The organism is Defluviicoccus vanus (assembly GCF_014672695.1).
In the GTDB taxonomy this organism is placed as follows: Bacteria; Pseudomonadota; Alphaproteobacteria; order Rhodospirillales; family Defluviicoccaceae; genus Defluviicoccus; species Defluviicoccus vanus.
In genome coordinates this window covers 2171620-2196580 of sequence record NZ_CP053923.1, presented here as the reverse complement: position 1 = coordinate 2196580, position 24961 = coordinate 2171620, and the positions used below count along the sequence as shown (strand labels likewise).

Genomic DNA, 24961 nt, shown 5'->3' with positions numbered 1-24961 from the left:
GCCGACCGCTGAGNCAGCGGCGGTTCACGCTCGGCGCGGCTGCCAAGTCGCGTGCGGGGGCGCCGACGGTAATGCCGGGTGTGGCGTCCGCTAACGGCGCATCCGCGGGGCGAAGCGCCCGGTAGCAGCGGACGGCATCCACCGTGTGCACCTGCTGCGGCGCTGCGAGGACGCCGATCAAGAGGTCGGCGGCGTAGTCCGGGGTGGCAAGCGGCGAGCCGGGGCCGCGTGGTCCCGCTGGTACTAGGCCACCGGTGATCAGCAGGGTGACCCGGAAGCGGAGGTCGCGGCGGGACTCGCCGAGGATCTCGGCCAGCCGTTCGCTGAATTCGTATCGGCGCAGGGGTGTGTTCATGCTGCGAAGGCTAGCAGGGTCGGCTCGCCAGCGCAAGAGTTATTGAGTAAGCGACGATTACTCGTTTCGTGACCGGTGGCGGTCACGCCCACTCTTCGCAGACCGGCTCGCCCGCCGGAAAGCGTGCGCTAACGACGCGATGAGGATCTGGGCTAAAACCTGGGCAAAGCCACCCAGGGGGCAGAATATTTGCCAACGACGATCTGTCCCACGCGATTGATAAGGTGAGGGAACGATGACCCAAGGCTATCTGCTTGGGCGTACGCTGCTTCGGCTGCAGGGACCCGAACTGGCGATCGATAGTAAGTCGCTGGGCGATCTCTCCGCCCTTGCCTGCGCAGATACCACCGCTGGCCGGGTGTTGTGGCTCGCTGGTGACGAAACATTCGGCATCGGTGCCAGTAGCGAGACAGCGAAGGTGGCAGCTCGCCGCAACACCATACTGACCTTGCGTGACGACGGCACCGGGGCCTTCGTTCTCACCGCAGTGACGCGGCTGTGCGACGTCTTGCCGCGCGTGCCGCTGAGCCCCCACCNNAAGGATGACGAAGGTGAAATCGATATCGAGGGGCTCGAATTGGCGGGCAATCAGCTTTGGCTTGTCGGCTCCCACAGCACCAAGCGTAAAAAGCCGAAGGAGGGCGATCGCGACGGACATCGCCTGTACAAGGTCGCGGTCGATCAAAGCCGCTGTCTGCTCGCGCGCCTCACTGTCGATGATGGGGTCATCGTCACCGCCGCCGCCGATGGCGCGCACCCGTCCGCAGTCCTGACCGGGGAGAATGGCAAGAACCCTTTGATCCGGGCGCTAAGCGACGATCCTCATCTGGCGCCCTTCGTCCGGCCGATGCGTGCGGCTAAGGACGAGGATTACCTGCCGCTTCCTGGCAAGGACAACGGCTTCGATATTGAGGGACTCGCCGTTCGCCAGGGTCGGGTATACCTGGGGCTGCGCGGACCGGTGCTCCGCGGCTGGGCGATCATCCTCGCTGTGGAACCGAAGCAGAGCGACACCCCAGGCACGCTTCGCCTGAGCCGAGTAGGCGATGGTGGTCCGCAGGTGATCAAGCACTTCCTCTGGCTTGGCGGCATGGGCATCCGCGACCTGAGCTTTGACGGCGACGACCTATTGATTCTAGCCGGCCCGACCATGGACGTGGACGGCATCGCCGCCGTATGGCGGCTCGAGCGCCCCGCTGAGCTTGTGGACGGCAGCCTGAGCNGGCCATCCCCGGGGGAAAGTCCCTTCGACCCTGGTCGATTGCATCGCCTGTTCGAACTGCCCACCAAGATCGGCTGCGATCGTGCCGAAGGCATGGTCCGCTTGGAGCATTGGGGCGAGCGGGCGGTTATGGTCGTTTACGATGCGGCCGATGCCGATCGCTACCTGCAGCGCGAGGGCATCGCACTGCCGGACGCCGTCTTTGCCGACGTCTTCAGGCTGCACAGGCGCTGACCGCGCGGTTGCGCGGCGGGCGATCAGCATTGACAATCAGTGGCTATCTTCCAGCCAGCGATCGAGTCCCTGCAGTTGCTTTGCTGCCGAGCTGTCCCCATGGCGGGCGGCTTCAGTATAAAGCTGCCGGGCCATTGCCGGATCGGGATGGTGTTGATTATCGACGTAGCGTGGATCGTAGGTTTGGGCGAGCGCCACCGTTGCCTTCGCACTGCCTCGGTCCTGCGCGGCCTGATAGAACTTACGCGCCCAGGGTAGGTCGCCGGAGGAGCGAAATTCGTCGCCCATGGCGATGATCTCATTCACCGGCCGGGGCGGTGTGGGCGTGTCTGCGGCGTTGGCATCGTCGCTGGTTGTCGCCTCCGTTCGTGACCCCTCGTCTTCCGGCGGCGCGCTCTTGGCGTCCTTGTCGCTGGATTTACCGGCGGCAGGCCGTGCGGCGGTGGCACTGTCTTTAGCCTTCGAATTGTCCGGCAACTTCGCGGTCGCTTTGGTCTCCATTGCCGCCGCCGGCCTCCGGGACGGCGACGGCAGGGTGGCAGACGAGGGAGACGGTGCACCGGTGGCGTTGGGCCGCGCCGCTGGTGCGGTCGGCGGGTGCGTTGCGTCTGACGCCCGCGCCTGCTCTCCTGCCGGAACCGGCGTTGGTGCCGTAGTCGGCGCCGGGGCTGACGTGGTCAGCGGTGACGCCATGGCGAAGGGATCGCTGCGCGGTACAGGCATTGTCTGAGCAAGCGGCGTCGCCAGTTGGTTTGTCGCCGAAGGCGATTGCGCTGCCAGGGGTTGCGCAGCCTTGTTCGGGCTGGCCTCGGTGTCGGCTAAGCCGCCTCGCCGGAGCGGTAACGATGAAGGCTGCGGCTGGCTCAGCATCGGCGAGGACGTTGGGATCTGCTCGTCAGGGGTACCGCTCATCGCGCCGGTGTCGGTAGAAGGGCGTCCCGACAACACCACAAGCATGGCGCCGACAGCAACCGCTGCGATGCCGACGGTACCGGCCGCCACCAGCATCGTTGGCCATCGACGCCGCCGGCGCTTCTGGAACAGCGTACCGCTCCGACGCTTCTCATCATAAAGGGCGACGGCGTTGCCGTCGTGCCGCGGCCAGACAATGCCGAGAACGTCACATCGGCACTGTCGTGTCGGTCAGTGTCGGCCCATGCTGATTCAGCCGCCGTGAAGCGCCGCAACGGTGGAACGTCGGTAGCCCCCTGCCGTGACATATCCTCCCATGCCGGCTTCGTCGTTGCGTAACTCGCGGCCGGCGGGAGTTCGACGGTGGACGGCTCCGCTGCTTCCGTTGCCTCCGGCGCACGCGCGGTGTCGCTCGGTTTGGGTGAAGGGTCCGGCTGCAACGTGGCAAGTCCCGCCGTTAGGGAAGCAATCAACTCGGCGGTAATCTCGCTACCCTTACGCACGGTCGGAAGCGTCAGCAATTCGTCGCAGAACCGGCTGATCGGCCCAGGTAGGCCGCGGGTGGCCACCGCGATCCGTGTCACCGCCGATGGCGGGATCAAGGCCCGGCTATGACCCTGGGCTTTCATGCAATGGGCGATATAGCGGCAGACATCAGCCGGCACCATCGGTTGCAGACGTCGTACACGGTCGTCTGTTGCCTGTTCGCCGAACAGCGTCACCGAGTTCAGCCAGTCGAGCATATCCGACGTTACCGTGAGGATCAGCGGCGGCATCGTCGCGTGGGGTGCGGGGAGCGCACAAGGTTGGCCAGCTGGTGCCACAGGCTAATCGGGTAGGCCTCGGCGTCGTCGATCAGGATCGCTGTCGGCCGGCGGGTGTCGAGCTGCGGGAAGGAGGACTGCGATTCGCTTGCATTTGCGCCATCGAAATGGTCGACGTCGGCGCTGTCCCCTGCCAGCCACTCCTTGCTTGTCGCCAGCAGCGCGAGCAACGGGCCGGCGCCGCCACCGGCATTGGCGGGAAAGATGACCGGAATATCCTGGGCGGCCGCCTCCTCGGCGACGCGGCGCAGCAGTGTGGTCTTGCCGCTGCCCACATCGCCGACCAACAGCATCGGTCCTGTGCCGTCAGTCACATGCACCACCAAGTCGGTCAGGATACGCCGGCGCGATGCATCCAGAAAGATGGAGACCGGGCTTCGCCCGCCGATCTGTGCACGATGGCGCGCATCAATCTCGAATTGGTCCATGCTTCTCCTCCGGCTGTCGTCCGTCGGTATCAGCGGCGGGGGAGACGCTTCGAACGACCCGCAAGTGGCCCAGCGCCGGTGCGCAGTGCGCCCACATGTTTACCGCCGCATCGTGGCGAAGGACGCAAGGTCGACTCCGCCGATCCTTCGTCTTCTGGTTGATGAAAGTGGCGACAAAGTGGCGGACAGACGGCCACCACAACGAGTATCAGCCTATGGCGTGGCGCATGCGCCACGCCATAGGCCATGTATGCGTCGGAACGGAGTGCTCAGGGCAGCAGGATGGTCGAACCAGTTGTCTTGCGTGCTTCAAGATCGCGATGAGCCTGCGCCGCTTCGGCCAGCGGATAGGTCTGATGTACGGCGATGCGCACTGCACCGGACTGCACCACCGCAAAGAGCTCGGCAGCGGAGGCAAGGAGGTCGGCACGCTTGGCGGTGTAATGCATCAGTGTCGGTCGGGTCAGGAACAGCGATCCCTTCGCCGAGAGAATTGCCGGCTCAAAGGGCGGTACCGGCCCCGAGGCATTGCCGAAGGACACCAGCATTCCCATCGGCTGGAGGCAATCAAGCGAGCCCATGAAGGTGTCCTTGCCGATCCCGTCGTAAACGACGGCGACACCAGCACCGGCAGTAATCTCGCGGACGCGCGCAGGGAAGTCCTCGCGCGTGTAAACGATAGGATGGGCACAGCCGCTGGCCCTAGCGAGCACTGCCTTTTCCTCCGAGCCAACGGTCCCGATCACCGTAGCACCCAGGTAGCTGGCCCATTGGCAGAGTATCAGCCCGACGCCGCCCGCCGCCGCGTGCACCAGGATCGCATCCCCGGGCTTGACCGGATAAGTCCGCCGCAGCAGGTATTGCGCCGTCATTCCCTGCAGCATCATCGCCGCGGCGGTGCGGTCGTCGATGTCGGCAGGCAGCGGCACCAAACGGTCGGCGGGCATCAGCCGTTCTTCAGCATAGGCGCCGACCGGCGGGCTGGCATAAGCGACGCGTTGCCCGGGCTTCAGGTCAGTGACGCCAGGCCCGATCTCAATGACCTCTGCCGCTGCCTCCATGCCGAGGACCGCCGGTAGCTCCGGCAGCGGGTAGAGCCCATTCCGATGATAGACGTCGATGAAATTGAGGCCGACGGCGGTTTGCCGCAGACGAACCTGGCCTGTACCCGGCGACGGGACCGAGACCTCCTCCCAACGCATTTCCTCCGGGCCACCCGGGTGATGGATGCGAATGGCGCGTGGCATGGCGATTCTCCTGCTTAAGGATGGACGGACAGCAGCTTGTCAGACGAACGCCGGGCACTTTGACAGCGGGATGGTTATTCCCTCGAGGCTGAGGAGCGCCGCCTTGGTTGGCAGCCCCTCGCCGCCGGAGTAACCGCCGAGGCCGCCGTCGGCGGCAATCACCCGATGGCAAGGAATGACGATTGGCAAAGGATTGCGGGCGCAGGCGCTGGCGACCGCCCGCGGCGCCGAATCCACGTCGTGGGCGAGGGCGCCATAGGAGACGGTGGTCCCGAAGGGAATGGCGCGGAGTCGATTCCATACTCGCTGCTGGAAGGGAGTGCCGGCCGGTGCTAGGGACCAATCGAGCGGCAAAGCTTCGCCATCGAAATAGCGCAGTAGTCCGTCACGCACACGCTCAAGGAATGGCGTCGCCTCGGTGGCGGCGGTGGAGCCCCATTCGAGGGCAACGAGTGCGTCCTCGTGGGCGAAAACAGTCATCGCGCCGACGGGAGTAGCAAAACTTACGTGCGCCATGCGGCAACTCCATTGCTTGCATCGGTTGATCGCATTGCCTCGCGCAGAGCGAGCGGATCAGCGATCGGTAGACCGCAGCTTGGNCCGACACAGACAAAGGCCACGGGGCGGCCATCGGCGGAGGTTTTTCCAGTCGCTGGATGGCCAGCGGGTAGCACCACGTCGAAGGCAAGCGTCTGGACGACTTGCAGTGGCTGCGGGGCTGCGAGCGCAGCCTGTCGCAGCGCCAGAGTCTGCGGATCGTCCAGCGGTCCAAGGATTACGATCTGGCGTACAGGTTGGGAGAGCCACTCGAAGGCGGTGAGAAGACCGGGAACTCCCAGCAGATATTGCTGATTGTCACCGGAAAACAGCGTCGCAACGCTCTCGGCACGATCCCGGTAGCTGGCCTCGCCGGTGAGATAAAACAGCCGCGCCAAGACTTCGACCATCACACCATTGCCGGAAGGAACCGCGTGGTCGGCGATCGTCTTCGGTCGGACCAGCAGGTCGTCGGTGTCGCTGGCAGCGACAAAGTAACCACCTCCGGCAGCGTCCCAGTAATAGCGCTCCGCCGTCGCCACCCACCGGCGCGCTTGCATCAGGAAAGCAGCATCGCTGGTCACTTCGTGCAAGGTCAGCGCGGCGCGGGCCATGTTTGCATAGTCCTCGAGCACTGCGGGATGGGCAGCGCGGCCACCACACCAAGCGTGGAGCAGGCGATCGTCCTGCTGCATGGTCTCGACAATGAAGCGATAGACGGAAATGGCGGCGACGCACCAGTCCGGCCGGTCGAAGGCCACCGATGCGCGGGCCAAGGCATCGATCATCAGGCCGTTCCAGTCGGCGAGGACCTTATCGTCGCGCTGTGGCGGCACGCGTTTGCTGCGCTGGGCGAGAAGGCGGGCGCGGCAGGCGGCAAATTGCGCGGCAAGGGCCGGTTCATCGGCACCCTCGTTGCGCCGGCGATGGAGGATATTCTGCCCCTCCCAATTGCCCGCAGCCGTGACGCCGTAGGCACGGCAGAAGAGTGGCGCCGCTTCGCCGAGAATGGCTTCGATTTCTGCCCGGCTCCAGACGTAGTAGCGGCCCTCTTCACCCTCGCTGTCGGCATCAAGGGCGCTGGCAAACGCGAAGCTGCCGGTGGCGGCATTGTCGACACGCATGGCGCTGAGAAGCCAGTCGATGCTCTCAGTGACTCGTTGGGCGTAGAGTGGATTGGCCTCTACCAGCCACACCTCGGTCAGCAAGTCCACCAGCTGGGCGTTGTCGTAGAGCATCTTTTCGAAGTGAGGGACGAGCCAGTTGGTGTCGGTAGCGTAGCGAGCGAATCCGCCGCCGAGATGATCATAGATGCCGCCTTGGCAGAGCGCATCAAGGGTCAGGGTGACCGCATCGCGAAACATCACCGCGCCGGTTCGCCGATAGGTTCGCCAGATCAGGCGAAAGAACGCTGGTTGCGGAAACTTCGGTGCGCCTGCGGTACCGCCGCGAATGGGGTCCACCACACGCAGTGCAGCGGTGGCAACGTCGTTGATTACCGCGGTCGTCAGACCCTTGCCCGGCTCGGGCGTGGCGAGCTTGTCGAGGCCGGTACGGAGCGCCTCAACGTTCTTCTTCACCTTGTCGCGTTGATCTTGGTAGACGGCGGCCAACTGCTGCAGCACATCGGCGAAGGCCGGGCGGCCATAGCTTTGCCGCGGCGGGAAGTAGGTGCCGCCCCAGAACGGCTCACCGCTCGAAGTTAAAAACATCGTCAGCGGCCAGCCGCCCTGCTCGCCCAGCATTGACAGCGCAGACTGGAACACCAGGTCGAGATCGGGACGTTCCTCGCGATCAACCTTGATGTTGACGAAGTGACCGTTCATCAGCGCGGCGATCTCCGGGTCTTCGAAGCTCTCATGCGCCATGACGTGGCACCAGTGGCAGGCGGCATAACCCACCGAGAGCAAAATGGGCTTGTCCAGCGCTCGCGCTTCCGCCAACGCCGCCGGTCCCCATGGGCGCCAGTGCACCGGATTGTGGCGGTGCTGCAGCAGGTACGGGCTGGTTTCGGAGCCCAATTGATTCGTCTCCGGAAAGGTGCCGGCCATCGTCACGCGCGTCTCCGTTCGAGTTGCGATTGCGAGGCTCTTGGCATTGTCAAGAGCATCCCCGGTCTTTAGGTTGTGTTGGTCGCGCGCTGGCGCAAGCGACGGTACAGCCGGAGCCAACAGGGCGCGGCTGGGAGGTTCTAACCCGCTCGCAAGGGAGTTTTGAGTGAAAATTCATGTAGATATTGACTGCACGCCGGATGAAGCGCGCACCATGTTTGGGCTTCCGGACTTGAAGCCGATGCAGCAGGCGTTGATGAAGGAGATTGAGGGGCGGCTATTGAAGACGATGTCGGCGATGGAGCCGGATGCACTGGTCAAGATGTGGCTTCCGGCCAGCGTTGCCGGGATAGAGCAATGGCAGAAGTTTCTCTGGTCGCGCTTCACCTCCGGACGCGATGAAGGCGCAGGCAACGAGGGTTGAGCGCGTAAGCGCCGGCGCAGCATATGTTTTACCGGTGCCATGTCTTTTTTTGCACCAACCAGCGACCCGCCGGGCATCCGCGTGGGTCGTGCGGACGCAAGGATTCCGAGCGGCTGCGCAATTATATGAAGGCGCGGGCGAAGGAATTGGGGCTTGACGACGTTCGCATCAATAGTGCCGGCTGCCTTGATCGTTGCGAACTCGGTCCTTCCGTTGTGATCTATCCGGAAGGGGTCTGGTATCAGGTCCGCACCACAGCCGACGTGGATGAAATCCTCGACATTCATCTGCAGCAGGGCGGACGCGTCAGCCGGCTGTTGATGCCGGAGGCGGACGCGGCGGAAACGATTGCTACTGTGACATCTGGCGGGGATGTCGCATCGGCTGCACCCGAGGGGACCGGGGGTCGGCGGTAGCGCAAGCGATGGTGGACGACACCATCTTTGCGGTGGCCACCGCTCGCGTCCGTGCCGGCGTTGCTATCGTTCGTGTATCGGGTCCTGCGGCAATGCGGGCGGTGGAGCGGCTGTCGCGGCGTGAGGTTCCCCCGCCGCGACGAGCCAGCCGCCGCCGCTTATATGATCACGAGGGCGATCTTGTCGACGACGCGTTAGTGCTCTGGTTTCCTTCTCCCAACAGTTTTACCGGCGAAGACGTTGCTGAGTTTCATCTTCATGGCGGGCGCAGCGTCATCGCCGGGGTGGTGGAGACGCTGGGTCTGATCCCCGGCCTGCGTGGTGCCGAGGCGGGTGAGTTCAGCCGCCGGGCCGTTGTGCACGGCAAACTCAATCTTACCGAAGCCGAAGCCCTGGCTGATCTGATCGCTGCCGAAACAGTGGCGCAGCGGCGACAGGCGGTGCGGCAGCTGGATGGCGAATTGGCACGTCTCTACGATGGTTGGCGCAGCCGCTTGTTGCGGGCGTTGGCACACGTGGAAACGGCCATCGACTTCAGCGATGAGGATATTCCAGCTGACCTTTCTGCTTCGGTGCAGGGTGAAGCGGCAACGCTGGCCTGTGACATCTCCCGCCACTTGGCGAAGGCGGCGCAAGGCCGGCGCCTGCGTGAGGGGATCGAGATCGTCGTTGTTGGGCCGCCCAACGCCGGCAAGTCGACCCTGGTCAACGCGCTGGCCAACCGTGATGTGGCAATTGTCTCGCCACGGCCTGGGACCACGCGCGATGTTCTGGAGGTTCCGTTAGACCTTGGTGGCTTTCCGGTCATTCTCTGCGATACGGCGGGTCTGCACGTCACCGATGACGATGTGGAGGCGGAGGGAGTGCGGCGGGCGCAACAGCGTGCTGCCGCCGCTGATCTCCGGATTATTGTTCATGACGGCAGCGTTGGGGAAGTGAGCGGGGCAGCGACCGTCATGATGACAGAGGTCCCGGCAATCGTGGTAGTGAGTAAGTGGGATCTGCAGCAACCGGATGCCGCCTCGATAACGTCGAACCCTAAGGTGATTGGCGTCTCAGCGCGTACAGGTTTCGGGCTCGATCGCTTACGGGCGCGGATCATCGTTGAATTGGAGCGGAACTTCGATACCAGCGGTGGGATTGCGCCGACGCGAGAACGCCATCAGGGAGGGCTTCGTGCCTGCTTGGCGGCATTACAGCGGATGGCAGCCGAGAGTGAGGTGGAGCTGGTGGCAGAAGAGCTGCGCTCGGCAGCACAGGCGCTTGGGCGGATAACCGGCAGAGTGCACGTGGAAGAAGTGCTCGACATGATCTTTGCCGAGTTCTGTCTTGGCAAATGACGTTCAATGTTTCACGTGAAACGTCAGATCACGCGCGGCGGAGGGAAAGGCAGTGAATGCGTATGATGTTGTGGTTGTCGGTGGCGGCCATGCTGGATGCGAAGCGGCGGCAGTTGCAGCGCGCCTTGGCGCTACCGTTGCTTTGGTGACGCAAAGCCGCGATTCCATCGGCGCAATGTCATGCAATCCGGCGATCGGCGGCCTGGGCAAAGGCCAGATGGTGCGTGAGATCGATGCCCTTGATGGAGTCATGGCCCGGGCTATCGATCGCGCCGGCATTCAGTTTCGTATCCTTAACCGCAGCAAGGGCCCGGCGGTGCGTGGCCCGCGTGCTCAGGCGGACCGACGATTATACCGAAAGGCGATGCAGGACATTCTCACTGAATGGCCGCAGCTGCGCATTGAGGAAGGCTTCGTCGCCGATTTGCAAATTACCGGACAGCGGGTTACCGGGGTAATGCTGGCGAACGGTCGCTATATTGAAGCCGGCGCGGTTGTGCTTACCACCGGGACCTTCCTGCGCGGCGTTATCCATGTGGGGGAGGCGCAACTTCCCGCCGGCCGCGCCGGTGAACAACGAGCAGCAGGCCTTAGCCATGCCTTGCGCCGGTTGGGTTTGCGCCTGGGCCGGCTGAAGACGGGCACACCTCCGCGATTGGATGGGCGGTCCATCCACTGGGATCGTCTGCAGCCGCAGGATGGTGACGACCCGCCTGTCCCCTTCTCGTTTCTCACCGAGCGGATTACCACGCCGCAGGTTCGCTGCTTTATCACCGCCACCACGCCCAGCAGTCACGCGGTGATCCGTGCTAACCTGCATCAGGCGCCGCTTTTCAGCGGCCAGATCAAGGGTATCGGTCCACGCTATTGCCCTTCGATCGAGGATAAAGTGGTGCGCTTTGCCGAGCGGGATCGGCACCAGATTTTTCTCGAGCCGGAAGGGCTGGATGACAACACCGTTTATCCCAATGGCATTTCAACCTCGCTGCCGGCGGCGGTGCAGGCGGATCTGCTGAAGACGATCCCGGGCCTCGAGGATGCGGTGATGCTCCGTCCCGGGTACGCCATCGAGTATGATTTCGCTGACCCACGCCAATTGCTGCCAACTTTGCAAGTGGCTGCGGTTGATGGACTCTTTCTCGCCGGTCAGATCAATGGCACCACCGGTTATGAGGAGGCGGCGGGGCAAGGGCTGATCGCCGGGGCGAACGCCGCATTGGCGGCAGGAGGCAGCAGCGGCTTTAGTCTCGATCGAACCGAGGCTTTTATTGGGGTAATGGTCGACGACCTGGTAACGCAGGGGACGGAAGAACCATACCGCATGTTCACCTCACGCTCTGAGTATCGGCTCAGCCTGCGAGCCGATAACGCCGATCGACGGTTGACTAAACGCGGCATTGCGGCAGGTATGGTGTCCTCCACCCGCGCGGCGCACTATCGCGAGAAGTGTGCCGGTTTGGAAGCAGCGTTGGCGCGACTGCAGGCCTGGAAAGTTACCGCGCTCGAATTATCCGAAGCCGGCGTTCAAGTACAGGGCGACGGAAGTCGGCGACCTGCACTGGCCTTTCTCGAGGACCCGACGATTACCATTGGCGAACTGGCCAAGATGGCGCCAGATCTGGCAGCTATTCCGGCGGCGATTGCTGAACAACTCGAAAACGACGCCCGCTATCGTGGCTACCTGCAGCGTCAGGAGGCAGACATCCGCGCCTATCGGCGTGACAGTGGACTGGAACTCGCCGCGGACCTTGATTACACGCGGATTGCTGGCCTCTCCACCGAGATTCGCAGCAAACTGACTCAGTCTCGCCCGGCAAGTTTAGCGGCAGCGGGGCAGATTGCTGGCATGACGCCGGCTGCACTGACGGCTCTCCTCGCCCATNGTGCGTCGACAGGAAGCGCCGCGGGCTGTGTCAACCACGGCCGAGGACGCTGCCGGAGATTGTTTCACGTGAAACAGCCGCCACTGTCGCCGGACGATTTTCAAGCCCTTGTCCCCATCGATACCGCCACGTTGGAACGGCTACACGCCTACCTCGACCTGCTCGCACATTGGCAACGCCGGATTAATCTCGTTGGTGCGAGCACGCTCGCCGATCCATGGCGCCGGCACATCCTCGACAGTGCACAACTGTTGCCCCGGCTCCCGGCTTCGCCCTCACCGTTGTTCGATCTCGGCAGTGGCGCTGGGTTTCCAGGTCTTGTCCTTGCCATCCTGAGCCACCTACCGGCGACCCTGGTGGACAGTGATGCGCGCAAATGCGCGTTCCTGCGCGAGGCAGCGCGGCTAACCGACGCTCCCGTCGCCGTCTGCAATCAGCGAATCGAAGCGTTGCCAGCCGCAAGCGCCCGCGTGATCACCGCCCGAGCGCTCAGTCCACTCGATCGCTTGCTGCCGGTGATTGCGCCGATATTGCAACCGGATGGCTTGGTTATTCTTCTCAAGGGGCGCCGAATCGCCGAGGAATTGACGCTCGCAAGCAAAGCGTGGAAGATGCGCGCGCACACCGTCGCCAGCCTGAGTGATCCGGACGGGTGCGTTGTCACACTGCAGGAGATCGAACCGCGTCATGACCCATGAGCCATCGCCGCAGCCTGATCGGCCANNACGCGGATCATTGCCATCGCCAATCAGAAGGGTGGCGTGGGCAAGACGACTACGGCGATCAATCTTGGCACCGCGTTGGCCGCAACGCATCGCTCGGTGGTCATCTTTGATATGGATCCCCAAGGCAACGCCAGCACCGGGCTCGGCATCCCGCAGGCAAGGCGTCGATCCAATGCCTATCACGTGCTGATCGGTGAGGCCGCTCTAAGCGAGGCACTGCAACCCACCGTCGTCCCGGGCCTGCATGTTGTTCCTTCAGGCGTCGACCTCTCAGGCGCTGAAATCGAGCTGGCGGCTTTGGCCAAACGCGAGTCCTTCCTGCAGCGTGCCCTGACCCAGCGTGGCGACAAACATTTCGACTATGTGTTGATCGATTGCCCGCCAGCCCTGGGCCTGCTGACCATCAATGCCCTGGTCGCGGCACAGGCGGTGCTGGTCCCCCTGCAGTGCGAATTCTTTGCCCTCGAAGGCATTGCGCATCTAATGCGCACCATTGAGCGCGTCCGGCGTGCCTACAATCCCACGTTGGATATTCAGGGCATCGTCCTGACCATGTTCGATCGCCGCAACAATCTCTCCGACGTCGTGGCGACGGATGTGCGCAGTCACTTTGGCGACAAGGTGTATCAGACGGTGATTCCCCGCAACGTTCGCGTTTCCGAGGCGCCATCGCACGGCCGTCCGGTGCTGATTTACGACATGTCCTGCGCCGGCTCGCAAGCTTACCTGCACTTGGCGGGTGAAGTGCTGCGACGCGAACAGGCGCTGGTGGCGTGATGAGCACCGAACCCAAACGGCGGACCACCCTTGGGCGCGGCCTCTCGGCCCTGATCGGCGACGACAGCGAGGACTACGCCGAACTAGATCGCCTCCGCTCGCCGCGCACGGTCAGCATCGACCAATTGCGCCCCAACCCGAATCAACCGCGACGACGGATGAAGGAGGAGTACCTCGAAGAGCTGGCGCAATCCATCGTCGAGAAGGGAATTCTGCAGCCGCTGATTGTTCGTCGTCTGCCCGACGATCCCTCCAGCTTCGAAATCGTTGCCGGGGAACGGCGCTGGCGGGCGGCGCAACGAGCACAGCAGCATGATATCCCGGTCATCATCAAAGACATGACCGACGCTGAAGCGCTGGAAGTGGCGCTGATTGAAAACCTGCAGCGACAGGATTTGTCACCGCTGGAAGAAGCAGAGGGTTATCGTCGCCTGCTGGAAGAATTCAACCACACCCAGGAGGTGCTGGCGAAAGTGGTCGGCAAGAGCCGCAGCCATGTGGCCAACATGCTGAGGCTGCTGACGCTACCCGATCCGGTGAAATCGATGCTGGATACCGGCACGCTAACCGCTGGCCACGCGCGGGCGCTGCTGACCGCCGAGGATCCGATCGCACTTGCAGAACAGGTGGTGAAAGGCGGCCTCAACGTTCGCACCACTGAGGAACTGGTCCGTGCCGGCAAGGAGCAGCCGCGCGAGGCCAATCCGGTGCCGAACGTACCGTCCACCACGCGGCGTTCGCCAATCGGCAAGGATCCCAATACTGAATCGCTCGAGCGCGATTTGAGCGCTCTCCTCGGCCTGCGGGTGGAAATTCGCTTCCAAGGTTCCGGCGGTAGCCTGACGCTACACTACCACAACCTCGACCAGTTGGACGATATCCTGCTGCGGCTCAATCAACCTCAGGCGACGCCGAGGTCCGCGGTCACAGCGATCGATGCTGCACTCGATGTGTCGGATATCGACGACGCGCTGGCCAGCGACGATCCGTTCGGCTCTGCAGTCGGCTGAGGAGCCGGCCATTCTGACTCGCGCCACTGCCTAGCAGCCTGTCGGACTTGCGTCTCGGGCGTCGCCGGACCTGCGTAGGGATCGGTGCGTCGGCGCCTCTGTCAGCGCCATTTTGGGCGGTGCGGTCGCGCTGGCGCGCCTGCGGAACTGGCCGCGCAGGCTAGACGGCGCGGCTGAGGGCGAACATCCGCTTCAGGTTCCATGCCATGGTCACAAGCCTCCACTCGCCACGGGCGGCATTGAGCCCGCGCAGCAGGAACTGCCGGAACCCCAGCACGGACTTGATGATGCCAAACACTGGCTCGGGCGTCTGCTTGCGCAGGGCGTAGAGCGCGCGGCCCTGCGGCGTGCGCAGCCGATACGCCATCGCCTGAACCGGGGTGGGGTCTTCGGGCGCCGGTGGCGCCGCAGCGAAGCGCTCTTGCAGGCTGAGATGATGCGCCTCGCGACCAAGTGCGATCAGCGGTTCGATCCCGCCGGCCACACAGGCCTGCACATTCGCCTCGCTGAAGTAGCCATTGTCCGCCAACAGCATGTCCGGCCTGCCGAGCACGTCCGGCAGAGTGCCGATCTTGTCCAGCATGGGTGTAAGCTGCTGCGTAAGCGAAGCTCCGGCCGCACCTGCTTTTCGCTTGCCAGAGTGCTCGGTCTTGACCTCGGCCGCAGCGGAATGGGTCACGCGGCGGCGCGGTGGAGGNGCGTCCTGCTCGGCCTTCCATGCCCAGGGGGTGAGCTCGGCGAGGCGGCGGTTCGGCCAGCCGGAGACGAGGCGGGCGAGCACGTCGGCGAGCCAGGCTTCCGGGTTGACCGCGTGCCACTTGCAGGTCTCGATCAATGACGCCAGCACCGCCCAGTTTTCCGCTCCCAGGTCATGGCCGGCGAAGAGTGCGTTCTTGCGATTGAGAGCAATCGGCCTCATTGAGCGCTCGATGACGTTCGAGTCGATCTCGATCCGGCCGTCGTCGAGGAAGAGGGTCAGCCCCTCCCACTGGTTCAGCGGGTAGCCGATCGCCTCGCCCAGCGGCGACTTCTTCGACAGCTGCGCCCGGCATTGCTCGAGCCATGGCCGCATCGCGTCCAGCAGCGGCTTCGTCCGCGCCTGCCGGACGGCTCGCCGTTCGCAGGCGGGCCTGCCGCGAATCTCCGCCTCGATCTCGTACAGCGCGGCGATCCGCCGCAGCGCCTCATGGGCGATCGGCGCCGGCCGCTTCTGTGCGACCTCGTAGAATCGCCGGCGGCAGTGTGCCCAGCAGTGGGCGAGGAGGACGCCGCCGTCGGCGGACCCGGCAGCCGCTTCGTCGCCCGCAGCCCCGGCCACCGCCTTGTAGGCGGCATAGGCGTCGGTCTGCAGGATGCCGCGGAAGTCCTTCAGCAGCGTGGCCGCGTGCGCGTGGCCGCGGCCGGGTGCGTAGGTGAACACCACCGCCGGCGGATCGGCGCCGCCCCACGGCCGGTCGTCGCGGGCGATCGCCCAGAACCAGCCGGTCTTCGTCCGGCCGCGGCCGGGATCGAGCACCGGTGCCGGCGTCTCGTCGACGAACAGCTTCGCCGAGCCGAGCAGATCGTCGCGCAGCAGCCGCCACAGCGGCTTCAACTCGGCCGCCGCGGTGCCGACCCAGGAGGCCAGCGTCGAGCGGTCGAGGGCGATACCCTGCCGGGCGAGCATCTGTGCCTGGCGGTAGAGCGGCGCATGGTCGGCATATTTCGCCACCAGCACGTGCGCCACCAGCCGTTCGGTGGGCAGGCCGCCCTCGATCAGCCGCGGCGGCGCCGGCGCCTGCACCACAGCACTCCCGCAGGCGCGGCAGCCGTACTTCGGCCGGCGGGTGACGATCACCTGCCACTGCATCGGGATCACGTCGAGGCGTTCGGAGCGGTCCTCGCCGATGATGTGCATCGCACCGGAGCAGCACGGGCAGATGGTCGTCGGCGGCTCGATCACCACCTCGATCCGCGGCAGATGTCCGGGCAGGGCGCCGCGGTTCTGCCGCCGCTCGCGGGCGCGGGCCTCGCGTCGCGGCGGATCGGCCTTCTCCGCCTCGGCGTCGGCTTCCGCCACCGCCTGCTCGAGGTCTTCAAGCGCCAGGTTCAGCTGGTCGGGGTCGAGCGCCTCCGACCGCCTTCCGAACTGCATCCGCTGCAGCTGGCGGATGAAGTGCTGCAGCCGCTCGTTCCGGTCCTCCAGCCCGCGGCGCAGGGCCCGCTCGGCGGCGAGCTCGGCCCGCATCGCCAGCAGCGCGGCGCGCAGCGCGGAAGGATCGTCGGGGATCGCGTCGAGGTCGGTCATGAGCGGCGATTCTAAGCACGATGCCAGACGCTTACCAGAGTTCTTGTGGCTTCCCCGGCAGGCCGGCACAGCCTATTGTGCCTTCTTCGGTCGACCGAGACGCGGCGCGTGCATCCGCGACCAGTCGAGGCCATCCAACAGCGCCGCCAGCTGCGCCGCCGACAGCCGCATCACGCCCCCGGTCACCGGCGGCCAGCGAAAGACGCCTGCCTCCAGCCGTTTCCACACCATCACCAAGCCGCTGCCGTCCCAGACGAGCAGTTTCAGCCTGTCCGATCGTTTGCAACGGAAGACGTAAATTGTCCCGGAGAAGGGGTCGTGCCCCAGCGCCGTCTGCACGATCGAAGCGAGTCGGTCGGCGCCGCAGCGGAAGTCGACCGGCCGCGTCGCCACCAGCACCCGGACGCCTGAAGGCGGGACGATCATCCGAGCGCCTTCAGCGTCCGGAGCACGTCCGCCAGGAGCACCGGATCGGCGCCCGGCGACACCCGCACCCGAGCACCGGCAAGCTCGATCTCGATCGCCGGACTGCCGGCTGGACAACGCCCCTCGCTCACCACTACCGGCACGAAGTCGAGCGGTACCGCGTCCGCCGTCGCCGCCTCCGCCGCCTGGCGCAACTCCTTCCGCCAGGCATACAGCTGGTTGCGGTGCAGCCCGTGCCGGCGGGCGACCGCGCTCGCCACGGCGTCGGGGGCGAAACTTTCGGCGACGATCCGCGCCTTCTCCTCCCAGCTCCACCGCCGCCGCCGCTCACCCCACGGCAGTACCTCGCCCTGACGGGCGCTTTGCCAATTAATTGGCACCTTACTTGGCAAACGATCCACGCGGCGCCTCCGTCCTGGGAGCCGCCATCATCCGCGAGCAATCACCGGCCGCAACGTGGGGTCAGAGCTCCGCTTACGCTGCTGCTTGTCGTTGGGCGCCTGCACCACGTCGGCGACCACCACCAGCAGACTGCCCGCCGCCACCGCCGCCTGCGCATTGTAGCACTGCTCAAAACCGCCGCCCGCCACCGCCATGATGCGGCTTTCCTCGTCGGTCAGATTGATCTGATCCGTGGGCAGCGGCGTCGCCACCGGCGGCTTCGGCTCACGGCCCGTGGGCTTCTTGCCGGTGGCCGCTGCCTTGGCGTCCCGTGCTGCGAGTTTCGCCTGATGGTCTGCCTGCTCCCGTTCGAAGCGTTCCTTCGCGCGGGCCTCGATCTTCGCCCGGGCCTCGGCGAGCCTGGACAACCGTTCCTCACGTCGCGCCAATTCGTCGGGGATCGACATGCCGTCAGCGATGTCCACCTGGTCCGCCGCTTCTGCCTTGGCCATGAGATCGGCCACTTCGGCCTGCAGTTGGGCCTCCAGCTTGCCCGCATGGTCATAGGACAGCGCGCTGTGCCGGCTGGCATTGGCGTGGACCTTGGTCCCGTCGAGCCCGACCGTTCCCAGCTTCAGCACGCCCATCTCGCGCGCGAGCACCAGCACCTGGACGAACAGCTTCTCGATCTGCGGCAGAAAGCGTCGGCGGAACGCGGCGATGGTGTCATGGTCCGGATGATCGTTCGCCGCGATGAAGCGGAACGCCACGCTGTCATAGGTCGCCCGCTCCAGCTTGCGGCTGGAGAACACCCCGGTGGCGTAGCCGTAGATCAGAATGCCCAGCAGAAAGGCTGGGGTGGTAGGACGCTTCCCCAGAGCCACGGTAGCTGCCGGTCATCGGCCGCAGATCCAGCCCCGCGATCACCTCCACCACGAACCGCGCCAAGTGCCGCTGCGGAAGCCACTCGTCCACCGACGGCGGCATCAGAAATCCGCTGTCGCGGTCGATCGGGCGGAAGTTGCTCATGCCGAAGAGGTCCGGGCCGGGGGCGTGAATCCATGCCCGGATTCTATAACCCACAGCTCCGCCTCGCGTTAAGTCCGACAGGCTGCTAGGAGCGCGACGCACCCCGCCGAGGCGACCTGGAGAGATCGGCCACCCGCAGGCATGCCTGCTCGGCAAGCAGGCGCTGCGGCTCTCCGGTCTGTTTACAGCGCATTTCCGTCTCCAGGATGATCAGTAAGGCGGCTTCGAGCGACGCCGGTGACCAGAGCTGAACTTGACGGCTGAAAGCCTCCAGGTCGCGAAAGAACACCGGCGGCCGCAGGCCGGCGACGGCATCCTTTACCGGCCGTCCGCTGGCAACCGCACCGACCGCCAGATAAAGCCGTTGCAGATGTGCCGCGACCATTCGCAGCAGACCAATCGGCTCCAAGCCCTCTGCCGCCGCCTCCGCAATTGCCCGCACGGCAGCTGCCCGGCTCCCCGAACCAACGGCCATGGCAACCCCGCCCAAGGCGATGGCACGGGCGTCACCGACGATCACCGCAACGTCGTCGAGCGTGAGCGTCCGAGATTGACCGGGTGCTACCGGTCCCATGTAGAGCACCAACTTCTCCAACTCGCTGCGCGTGATCGCACGGTCATTGCCCAGATGCTGAGCGAGAAACTCTGTCACCTCAGGCGACGGACTCAACCCTGCTGCCTTCAACGTTTCGGCAACCACCTGCCGTAGGGTGGCGGGATCGTCTTCGTAGCAGGGCACCGCTGCGGCATGGCGCGCGCCTTCGATCAGCTCACGCAAGGAGGAACGCTTGCTTAAGTCGCCCGCTTCCAGGAGGACAAACCCGGGCCAGGTGTCGTGGTTCAGCAGCAGGCGGACCGCCTCGACGATGCTGTCCGCAGCATCGCGAACCCGTAACAGCCGACGCCCGGGAACAAGACCAAACGCCAACGCCTCATCGGCAAGAATCAGCGGCGCTGAGCGTAACTGCGATGCACTGAACTCAATGCTGCGAAAGGGATCGGCATCGCCGCCAAGGATACGTTCTGCCAGCTGATCCGAGCGCTCCCGCACCAGACCGCGATCCGGTCCATAGACCAGGACCAGCCCGAAGGCCGGATCGGGCTGACGTAGATAGGCCGACCAGCGCGTCGGCGTCAGCTTCACGGCGTCGCGACGACAGCAGGTGGTTGCGATGCGAAGTAAACGGCGAGGCGATTGCGCAGATCGCCGGCGAGGCGATCAACCACACGCGCACGCGCGTCATTGATGGCAGCCAGGGTGGAAAAATCGCTGTCGAGCAGATCGTAACTGGACATCGCATTCGCCGACCCGGCTAGAACCGGCTGGCCGGTGCTATTGTCGTACAGGCGATAGACGGCAGTGATACGCAGAGTACTCCGTGTGGCAAAGCCGGATCGGCGCAGCGCCAGCGATTCCTCCGATTCATTGAGATCGATATTCAAGTGATACTTCTGCGTTTCGGTGGCATCATCCGCACTCAGCATGGCGGACAGGCGGTTGCGCAACATCTGGCCGCGGCGATCGGCGATTGGGTCCACGGACACACTTGCGAGATCCTCCACCACCGTACGATCCTCTTCGGACGCGTCCGCCGTTGGTGGCGCGTAAAGTGGCCGGATATTGCAGCCCGCGACAGCGAGGCTGGCCAGGAAGCCCAGCACAAGGCTCGTACGTCTAGATGACAACATTGACGATCCGCTTCGGAATGATGATCACCTTGCGCGGTGCCTTGCCAGCCATGACCTTGACCACGTTGGGAAGAGCGAGCGCCGCCGATCGGGTGTCTGCTTCGCTGGCTTCGCTGGCAACCTCAATCGTGCCCCGTAGTTTGCCGTTGACCTGCACCCCGATGGTGATCCGCTCATCTGCTAGGAACGCGGGATCGGCGACCGGCCATGGCTCAACTGCCAGCAGCGAGCGATGTCCTAGGCGCTCCCACAGCTCTTCGGCGAGATGCGGCATGATCGGTCCCGTCAGTTTCACCAGCGTCTCCAGCGCCAGGCGATGCAAGGCACCATTCGTGAGCAACTGCGCGTTGGCGTCGCCGAGAACGTTGGTGAATTCGCGCAGGCGGGCAACGGCGCGGTTGAAGGCGAAGCGATCGAGATCCTCAGTAATGCGGGCGATCGTGCGATGCGTGTCCTGCAGAATGGTCCGGAGCGCCGGTTCGATAGCACTGCTGAGGTCTGTTGCAACAGGCGGTAGATCGGCTGGTGCCTCGGTGATCAGGCGCCAAAGTCGATTGACGAAACGCCAGGCGCCTTCGACGCCGGCTTCGGTCCATTCCAGGTCGCGATCGGGTGGGCTGTCGGAGAGCATGAACAGGCGCGCCGTGTCGGCGCCATAAACGGCGATGATGCCCTCGGGATCGACGACGTTCTTCTTCGACTTGCTCATCTTCTCCGAGCGGCCGACGCTGACCGAAGCACCACTCGCGCGCTCCACCCATCCGTCGCCTTGTCGTTCGATCTCCTCGGGCGACAGCCATTCGCCATCGCCACGGCGGTAGGTCTCGTGGCAGACCATGCCTTGTGTCATCAGCCCAGCGAAGGGTTCGTCGACGGAGAGATAGCCGCACCGCTTCAAGGCACGGGTGAAGAAGCGCGAGTAGAGCAAGTGCAGGATGGCGTGCTCGATACCGCCGATGTACTGGTCTACCGGCAGCCACGCTTCAACCTCCGCCCGGTCGAAGGCCACGCTCGCCTGCGGCGAACAGAAGCGGGCGAAATACCACGACGACTCAAAAAAGGTATCGAAGGTGTCGGTTTCCCGCAGCGCCTGCATGCCGCATTTGGGGCATGGCACGTGCTTCCAGGTGGGATGGCGGTCAAGCGGATTGCCGGGGGCGGAGAAATCTACATCCTCCGGCAGGCGTACCGGCAAGTCCGCCACCGGCACGGGTACGACGCCGCAGCTCTGGCAATGGATCACCGGGATTGGGCAGCCCCAGTAGCGCTGGCGGGAGACGCCCCAGTCACGCAGGCGATAGCTGACGGCAAGGCCGCCGGCGCCGAGGTCCGCCAGCCGCGCCGCCGCCGTCCGCTTCGCCACCTCGGCATCGAGCCCGTCGAGGAACTCGGAGCCGATCAGCGTGCCGGGGCCGGTGTACGCTTCAACCGGCTGCTCATTGGCCCAGAATGTTCGCCACTCGCCCGGGTCGCGATCAGGCGGGCAGATCACCGGCTTCACCGGCAGTTGATACTTGCGGGCAAAGTCGAGGTCGCGCTGGTCATGGGCCGGACAGCCGAAAATGGCGCCGGTCCCGTAATCCATGAGGACGAAATTGGCAACATAGACCGGTAGTTGCCACGTCGGGTCAAAGGGATGCACGGCGCGCAGGCCTGTATCGCAACCACGCTTCTCCGCCGTTTCGATCGCTGCTTCCGTGGTGCCGCCGCGGCGACAGTCCGCGAGAAACTCCGCCAGCGCCGGATCACCTTCGGCCATGCTCAACGCCAGCGGATGGTCAGCAGCAATGGCACAGAAGGAGGCGCCGAACAGCGTATCCGGCCGGGTGGTGTAAACCTCCAGGCGGTCGGCACGTTCGGCAAGCGCAAAGGACACGTGCGCGCCCTCGGAACGGCCGATCCAGTTTTCCTGCATCACTCGCACNCGCTCCGGCCAACGCTCCAGAGACGGCAGCGCCTCCAGAAGCTCATCGGCAAAATCGGTGATGCGCAGGAACCATTGTGACAACTTCCGGCGCTCGACGGGAGCACCAGAGCGCCAGCCGCAGCCGTCAATCACCTGCTCGTTAGCAAGGACGGTATGCTCGATCGGATCCCAGTTGACCCAGGCTTCACGCCGATAGGCGAGGCCGGCGTCGAGGAAATCGAGAAACATCTTTTGTTCGTGGCGGTAATAGTCCGGATCGCAGGTGGCGATCTCGCGCGACCAATCGTAGGAGAGCCCCATGCGCTTTAACTGCTCGCGCATGGTGGCGATATTGGCCTTGGTCCATACCCCGGGATGAACGCGGTTCTTGATTGCGGCATTCTCGGCCGGGAGGCCGAAGGCGTCCCAGCCCATGGGATGCAGCACTGCAAATCCCTGCGCCCGCTTGTAACGCGCAACCACGTCACCGAGGGTATAGTTTCGCACGTGGCCCATATGGATTCGCCCCGAGGGATACGGGAACATCTCCAGGACATAGTACGTGCGTTGCGGAGCCTCGGCGCCAGCCACCGCGGCTTGCGGCGCCACAAACGTACGCCGTTCCTCCCAAATGCCCTGCCACTTGGCTTCGGTTTCGGCGACGTTATAGCGCGACATATGCAGTTCCCTCGACGCGGTGCCGCTGGGGATTAGCCGCGCTTACGTCACGACCAAACCGGCTTGTCTGCGGACGGCGCTACGACTTGCTTTGCAGCGTATCGAAGCGAAGCTGGCGGGCGCGGCTGAGGATAGCGTCCTCGATTCGGGTGTTGGTATCCTGGGCGACACTGGCATCCTGCCATGAGCCATTCGCGGCCTGAACCTGACGGAACACCGCAACCCGAACGCCATCCGCACGCAGACTGCGGGCAAGAATATAGACATTGACCTTGAAGCGCTCGTCCGGTGCCTCCGGCATGGCGTACCAGTCGGTAATGATCACGCCACCGAAAGGATCGGCAGAGGCCATCGGCATGAAGGCCACAGTGTCGAGCGATGCCCGCCACAGAAAGCCATTGACGGCGATGCTGCCAGTACCCGCGCCTTCGTCGGTCTTCGCGCTATCACCACCGAAGGAGAGTCCACCGGGGCCGAAGACCGAACTCGGACTGTTGTAGGGTGTCGAATCGCCACGGCCACGGTTCGGAAAGGTACCTTCCGGTTCGACGCCACTGCAGCCGGCGACAGCGGTTGCCAACACCAGGAGGAGTGCGGCAGCGGAATGCGTGAAGTGGGTTCTGTGCATTGCCCAAGTCTTTGGCTGAACCAAATCGCTCGTAAACCGCCGCATCGCTGCTGTCAACAGCTGCCGCACCCCGGGCCGGCAATAGCCGTGTGGCGATGTCGCCACAGTGCTGAAAAATCAGCACACTCTAGCCGCCAGTACCCTTGATCGACCCGGGCGACCGTGCGTTGATATCGGGCGTTGATAATTCGTCGACGTCTCCATAGGGGCGTCGGTGCCGGAGTATCCAAGGGAACTCTTCAGATCAAGCGAGGGTTACGCATGAAGAAGATACTACTAGCAACGACAGCGCTGGCGACTGCTGCGCTCGTTGCAGGCGCCGCTGGGGACGCGGCCGCACAAGAAGCCACTTCCAAGGCGGCGGAGCGGATCAAGCTTGGTATCTCTGGTTACCATCAACAGTGGGGCGTCGGTCTAAGCCAGGACATCAAGGATACCGGCCCTAACACAATCAAGACCAACGCCGTAGATCAGAAGCACAACAGCGAAATCTGCTTCATCGGCCAGACTACCCTCGACAACGGCCTGACCGTCGGTGTCAACGTCCAGGTCGAAGCCAATACCGATGCCGATCAGATCGACGAATCGTATCTGTTCCTGCAGGGCCCGTCGCTTGGTCAGCTCATTCTCGGTGACGAGAACAACGCTGGCTACCTGTTGCACGTCACCGCACCGGACGGCGGCATCGTCCTCGACGAAGGCGACTTCACTAATATCGATGCGTGGGTCAACACCGGTATCTCCAGCTACTTCGATACCCCGGTCGGGACTACCAACCTCCGCCTGCTCGACAATGACTCCGGCAAATTTACCTACATCACCCCTCGCTTTGCCGGTCTGCAGGCAGGTGTGTCGTATATCCCACAGGCTGAGGCGGGCGGCGACAACAACAACGGCTCCTATTTTGTCCGGAACGGCAACGCGGGTTACCAAGGCACACAGATTGCTGCGGGGCAGAACCGGTACGCCAACGGCTGGGCGGGTGGCGTCAACTACACCCAGCAGTTCGGTGTCATCGGTCTCCAAAGTTCGGGCGGCGTGCAATACTTCCCACGCTCCAAGGTACAGCCGGTCGGCAAGAACGGCAGCGACGTGTTCGCCTACAATCTTGGCGCGCAGATTGCCTACGGCGGCTTTAGCGTCGGCGGCGCCTTCATCGACTCGATGAACAAGAATACGGTGCAGGCCACCAACAACACCGGCGGCGTCTCCTCGTACTCGCTCGGCGGCTATAGCTATACCGTTGGTGCTGCTTACGAATTCGGCCCCTATAAGATTGGCCTTGACTACATGTATGGCCAGAGCCCCGGCGTGATCTCGTCCACCAACCCGGCGCTGGCGAACAACACCGGCAACGACCAGAGCCTGCAGCAGGCGGTGCTGAGTGGCACCTGGACGATGGGCCCGGGCATTCGTCTTGTGGGCGGTGTGTTCGCCTACGACCTCCAGACTGACACCCCGCAAGTAACTGGTTACAACAACCAGGGCGTTGGTGCGGCAACTGCGATCAAACTGAACTTCTAAGTCGACGTGCCTCGCATTTGACCAGGGA

The 24961-nt window shown here is 64.2% G+C and carries 22 protein-coding genes and 4 pseudogenes; 11 read left to right on the top strand and 15 right to left on the bottom strand.

Annotation, left to right across the window (positions count from 1 at the left end):
• Positions 1-590: 590 nt before the first annotated feature.
• Positions 591-1811 carry a DUF3616 domain-containing protein gene (locus HQ394_RS09995; protein ID WP_190260136.1) on the top strand — a complete coding sequence of 407 codons (1221 nt, stop codon included), beginning with the start codon at positions 591-593 and terminating at the stop codon, positions 1809-1811.
• Between the two features lie 36 nt (positions 1812-1847).
• Here the strand turns inward: HQ394_RS09995 and HQ394_RS19870 are convergent, their stop codons facing one another.
• Positions 1848-2312: an SEL1-like repeat protein gene (locus tag HQ394_RS19870; protein ID WP_223291486.1), complete on the bottom strand. Its 465-nt coding sequence runs from the start codon at positions 2310-2312 to the stop codon at positions 1848-1850.
• Between the two features lie 34 nt (positions 2313-2346).
• Between HQ394_RS19870 and HQ394_RS19865 the strand changes: the two genes are divergently transcribed.
• Complete coding sequence (locus HQ394_RS19865) at positions 2347-2541, top strand: hypothetical protein (protein ID WP_223291485.1); 195 nt, start codon at positions 2347-2349, stop codon at positions 2539-2541.
• 178 nt (positions 2542-2719) lie between these two features.
• On the opposite strand, the gene HQ394_RS09980 is transcribed toward HQ394_RS19865, so the two are convergent.
• The 5 genes from HQ394_RS09980 to HQ394_RS09960 form a co-directional block, all read right to left on the bottom strand.
• Positions 2720-3499 carry a hypothetical protein gene (locus HQ394_RS09980; protein ID WP_190260133.1) on the bottom strand — a complete coding sequence of 260 codons (780 nt, stop codon included), beginning with the start codon at positions 3497-3499 and terminating at the stop codon, positions 2720-2722.
• Positions 3487-3975 carry an ATP-binding protein gene (locus tag HQ394_RS09975; protein ID WP_190260132.1) on the bottom strand — a complete coding sequence of 163 codons (489 nt, stop codon included), beginning with the start codon at positions 3973-3975 and terminating at the stop codon, positions 3487-3489. The genes HQ394_RS09980 and HQ394_RS09975 overlap by 13 nt, the downstream gene beginning before the upstream one ends.
• A 269-nt stretch (positions 3976-4244) precedes the next feature.
• Positions 4245-5222, bottom strand: a complete 978-nt coding sequence (locus HQ394_RS09970; RefSeq protein ID WP_190260131.1) for a quinone oxidoreductase family protein — start codon at positions 5220-5222, stop codon at positions 4245-4247.
• Between the two features lie 39 nt (positions 5223-5261).
• Positions 5262-5738: a methylated-DNA--[protein]-cysteine S-methyltransferase gene (locus tag HQ394_RS09965; RefSeq protein ID WP_190260130.1), complete on the bottom strand. Its 477-nt coding sequence runs from the start codon at positions 5736-5738 to the stop codon at positions 5262-5264.
• On the bottom strand, positions 5726-7810 hold the full coding sequence (locus HQ394_RS09960) for a thioredoxin domain-containing protein (protein ID WP_190263239.1): 2085 nt from the start codon (positions 7808-7810) through the stop codon (positions 5726-5728). Before HQ394_RS09960 ends, HQ394_RS09965 begins: the two co-directional genes overlap by 13 nt.
• Positions 7811-7976: 166 nt before the next feature.
• On the opposite strand from HQ394_RS09960, the gene HQ394_RS09955 reads away from it, so the two are divergent.
• The 8 genes and pseudogenes from HQ394_RS09955 (at position 7977) to HQ394_RS09930 (ending at position 14385) form a co-directional block, all read left to right on the top strand.
• Positions 7977-8234, top strand: coding sequence for a DUF6489 family protein (locus HQ394_RS09955; protein WP_190260129.1), 258 nt, complete (start codon positions 7977-7979; stop codon positions 8232-8234).
• Positions 8235-8257: 23 nt separating this feature from the next.
• Positions 8258-8650: a (2Fe-2S) ferredoxin domain-containing protein gene (locus HQ394_RS09950; RefSeq protein ID WP_223291484.1), complete on the top strand. Its 393-nt coding sequence runs from the start codon at positions 8258-8260 to the stop codon at positions 8648-8650.
• Positions 8651-8658: 8 nt separating this feature from the next.
• On the top strand, positions 8659-9990 hold the full coding sequence (gene mnmE / locus HQ394_RS09945) for a tRNA uridine-5-carboxymethylaminomethyl(34) synthesis GTPase MnmE (protein WP_190260128.1): 1332 nt from the start codon (positions 8659-8661) through the stop codon (positions 9988-9990).
• A 52-nt stretch (positions 9991-10042) separates the two neighbouring features.
• Positions 10043-10108 (top strand): annotated as a pseudogene (locus HQ394_RS21175) (hypothetical protein); the annotation flags it as partial.
• A gap of 3 nt (positions 10109-10111) precedes the next feature.
• Positions 10112-11854 (top strand): annotated as a pseudogene (mnmG, locus tag HQ394_RS09940) (tRNA uridine-5-carboxymethylaminomethyl(34) synthesis enzyme MnmG); the annotation flags it as partial.
• Between the two features lie 102 nt (positions 11855-11956).
• Positions 11957-12571 carry a 16S rRNA (guanine(527)-N(7))-methyltransferase RsmG gene (rsmG, locus tag HQ394_RS19860; protein WP_223292081.1) on the top strand — a complete coding sequence of 205 codons (615 nt, stop codon included), beginning with the start codon at positions 11957-11959 and terminating at the stop codon, positions 12569-12571.
• Positions 12572-12604: 33 nt separating this feature from the next.
• Positions 12605-13375, top strand: a complete 771-nt coding sequence (locus tag HQ394_RS09935) for a ParA family protein (RefSeq protein WP_190263238.1) — start codon at positions 12605-12607, stop codon at positions 13373-13375.
• The gene (locus HQ394_RS09930; protein WP_190260126.1) at positions 13375-14385 is read left to right on the top strand and encodes a ParB/RepB/Spo0J family partition protein; all 1011 of its coding nucleotides are present in this window, start codon (positions 13375-13377) and stop codon (positions 14383-14385) included. The genes HQ394_RS09935 and HQ394_RS09930 overlap by 1 nt, the downstream gene beginning before the upstream one ends.
• Positions 14386-14545: 160 nt before the next feature.
• On the opposite strand, the gene HQ394_RS19855 is transcribed toward HQ394_RS09930, so the two are convergent.
• The 9 genes and pseudogenes from HQ394_RS19855 to HQ394_RS09890 all read right to left on the bottom strand — a co-directional run bounded on the left by HQ394_RS19855 (position 14546) and on the right by HQ394_RS09890 (position 23409).
• Positions 14546-15064, bottom strand: coding sequence for a transposase (locus tag HQ394_RS19855; protein ID WP_223292080.1), 519 nt, complete (start codon positions 15062-15064; stop codon positions 14546-14548).
• A gap of 24 nt (positions 15065-15088) precedes the next feature.
• A pseudogene (gene tnpC / locus HQ394_RS09925) lies at positions 15089-16672 on the bottom strand (IS66 family transposase); the annotation flags it as partial.
• A gap of 72 nt (positions 16673-16744) precedes the next feature.
• Positions 16745-17098, bottom strand: coding sequence for an IS66 family insertion sequence element accessory protein TnpB (tnpB, locus tag HQ394_RS09920; protein WP_190260124.1), 354 nt, complete (start codon positions 17096-17098; stop codon positions 16745-16747).
• A complete protein-coding gene (gene tnpA, locus HQ394_RS09915; protein WP_190260123.1) occupies positions 17095-17478 on the bottom strand; it encodes an IS66-like element accessory protein TnpA in 384 nt (127 codons plus the stop codon). The genes tnpB and tnpA overlap by 4 nt, the downstream gene beginning before the upstream one ends.
• A gap of 57 nt (positions 17479-17535) precedes the next feature.
• Positions 17536-18508, bottom strand: a pseudogene (locus HQ394_RS09910) (transposase); the annotation flags it as partial.
• An 85-nt stretch (positions 18509-18593) separates the two neighbouring features.
• Positions 18594-19652, bottom strand: a complete 1059-nt coding sequence (gene holA, locus HQ394_RS09905; RefSeq protein WP_190260122.1) for a DNA polymerase III subunit delta — start codon at positions 19650-19652, stop codon at positions 18594-18596.
• Positions 19649-20194, bottom strand: coding sequence for an LPS assembly lipoprotein LptE (gene lptE / locus HQ394_RS09900; protein ID WP_223291483.1), 546 nt, complete (start codon positions 20192-20194; stop codon positions 19649-19651). Before lptE ends, holA begins: the two co-directional genes overlap by 4 nt.
• Positions 20184-22781, bottom strand: a complete 2598-nt coding sequence (gene leuS, locus HQ394_RS09895; RefSeq protein ID WP_190260120.1) for a leucine--tRNA ligase — start codon at positions 22779-22781, stop codon at positions 20184-20186. Before leuS ends, lptE begins: the two co-directional genes overlap by 11 nt.
• A gap of 79 nt (positions 22782-22860) precedes the next feature.
• Positions 22861-23409: a DUF3576 domain-containing protein gene (locus HQ394_RS09890; protein ID WP_190263237.1), complete on the bottom strand. Its 549-nt coding sequence runs from the start codon at positions 23407-23409 to the stop codon at positions 22861-22863.
• A 261-nt stretch (positions 23410-23670) separates the two neighbouring features.
• Between HQ394_RS09890 and HQ394_RS09885 the strand changes: the two genes are divergently transcribed.
• On the top strand, positions 23671-24933 hold the full coding sequence (locus HQ394_RS09885) for a porin (protein ID WP_190260119.1): 1263 nt from the start codon (positions 23671-23673) through the stop codon (positions 24931-24933).
• The last annotated feature ends 28 nt before the right edge of the window (positions 24934-24961 follow it).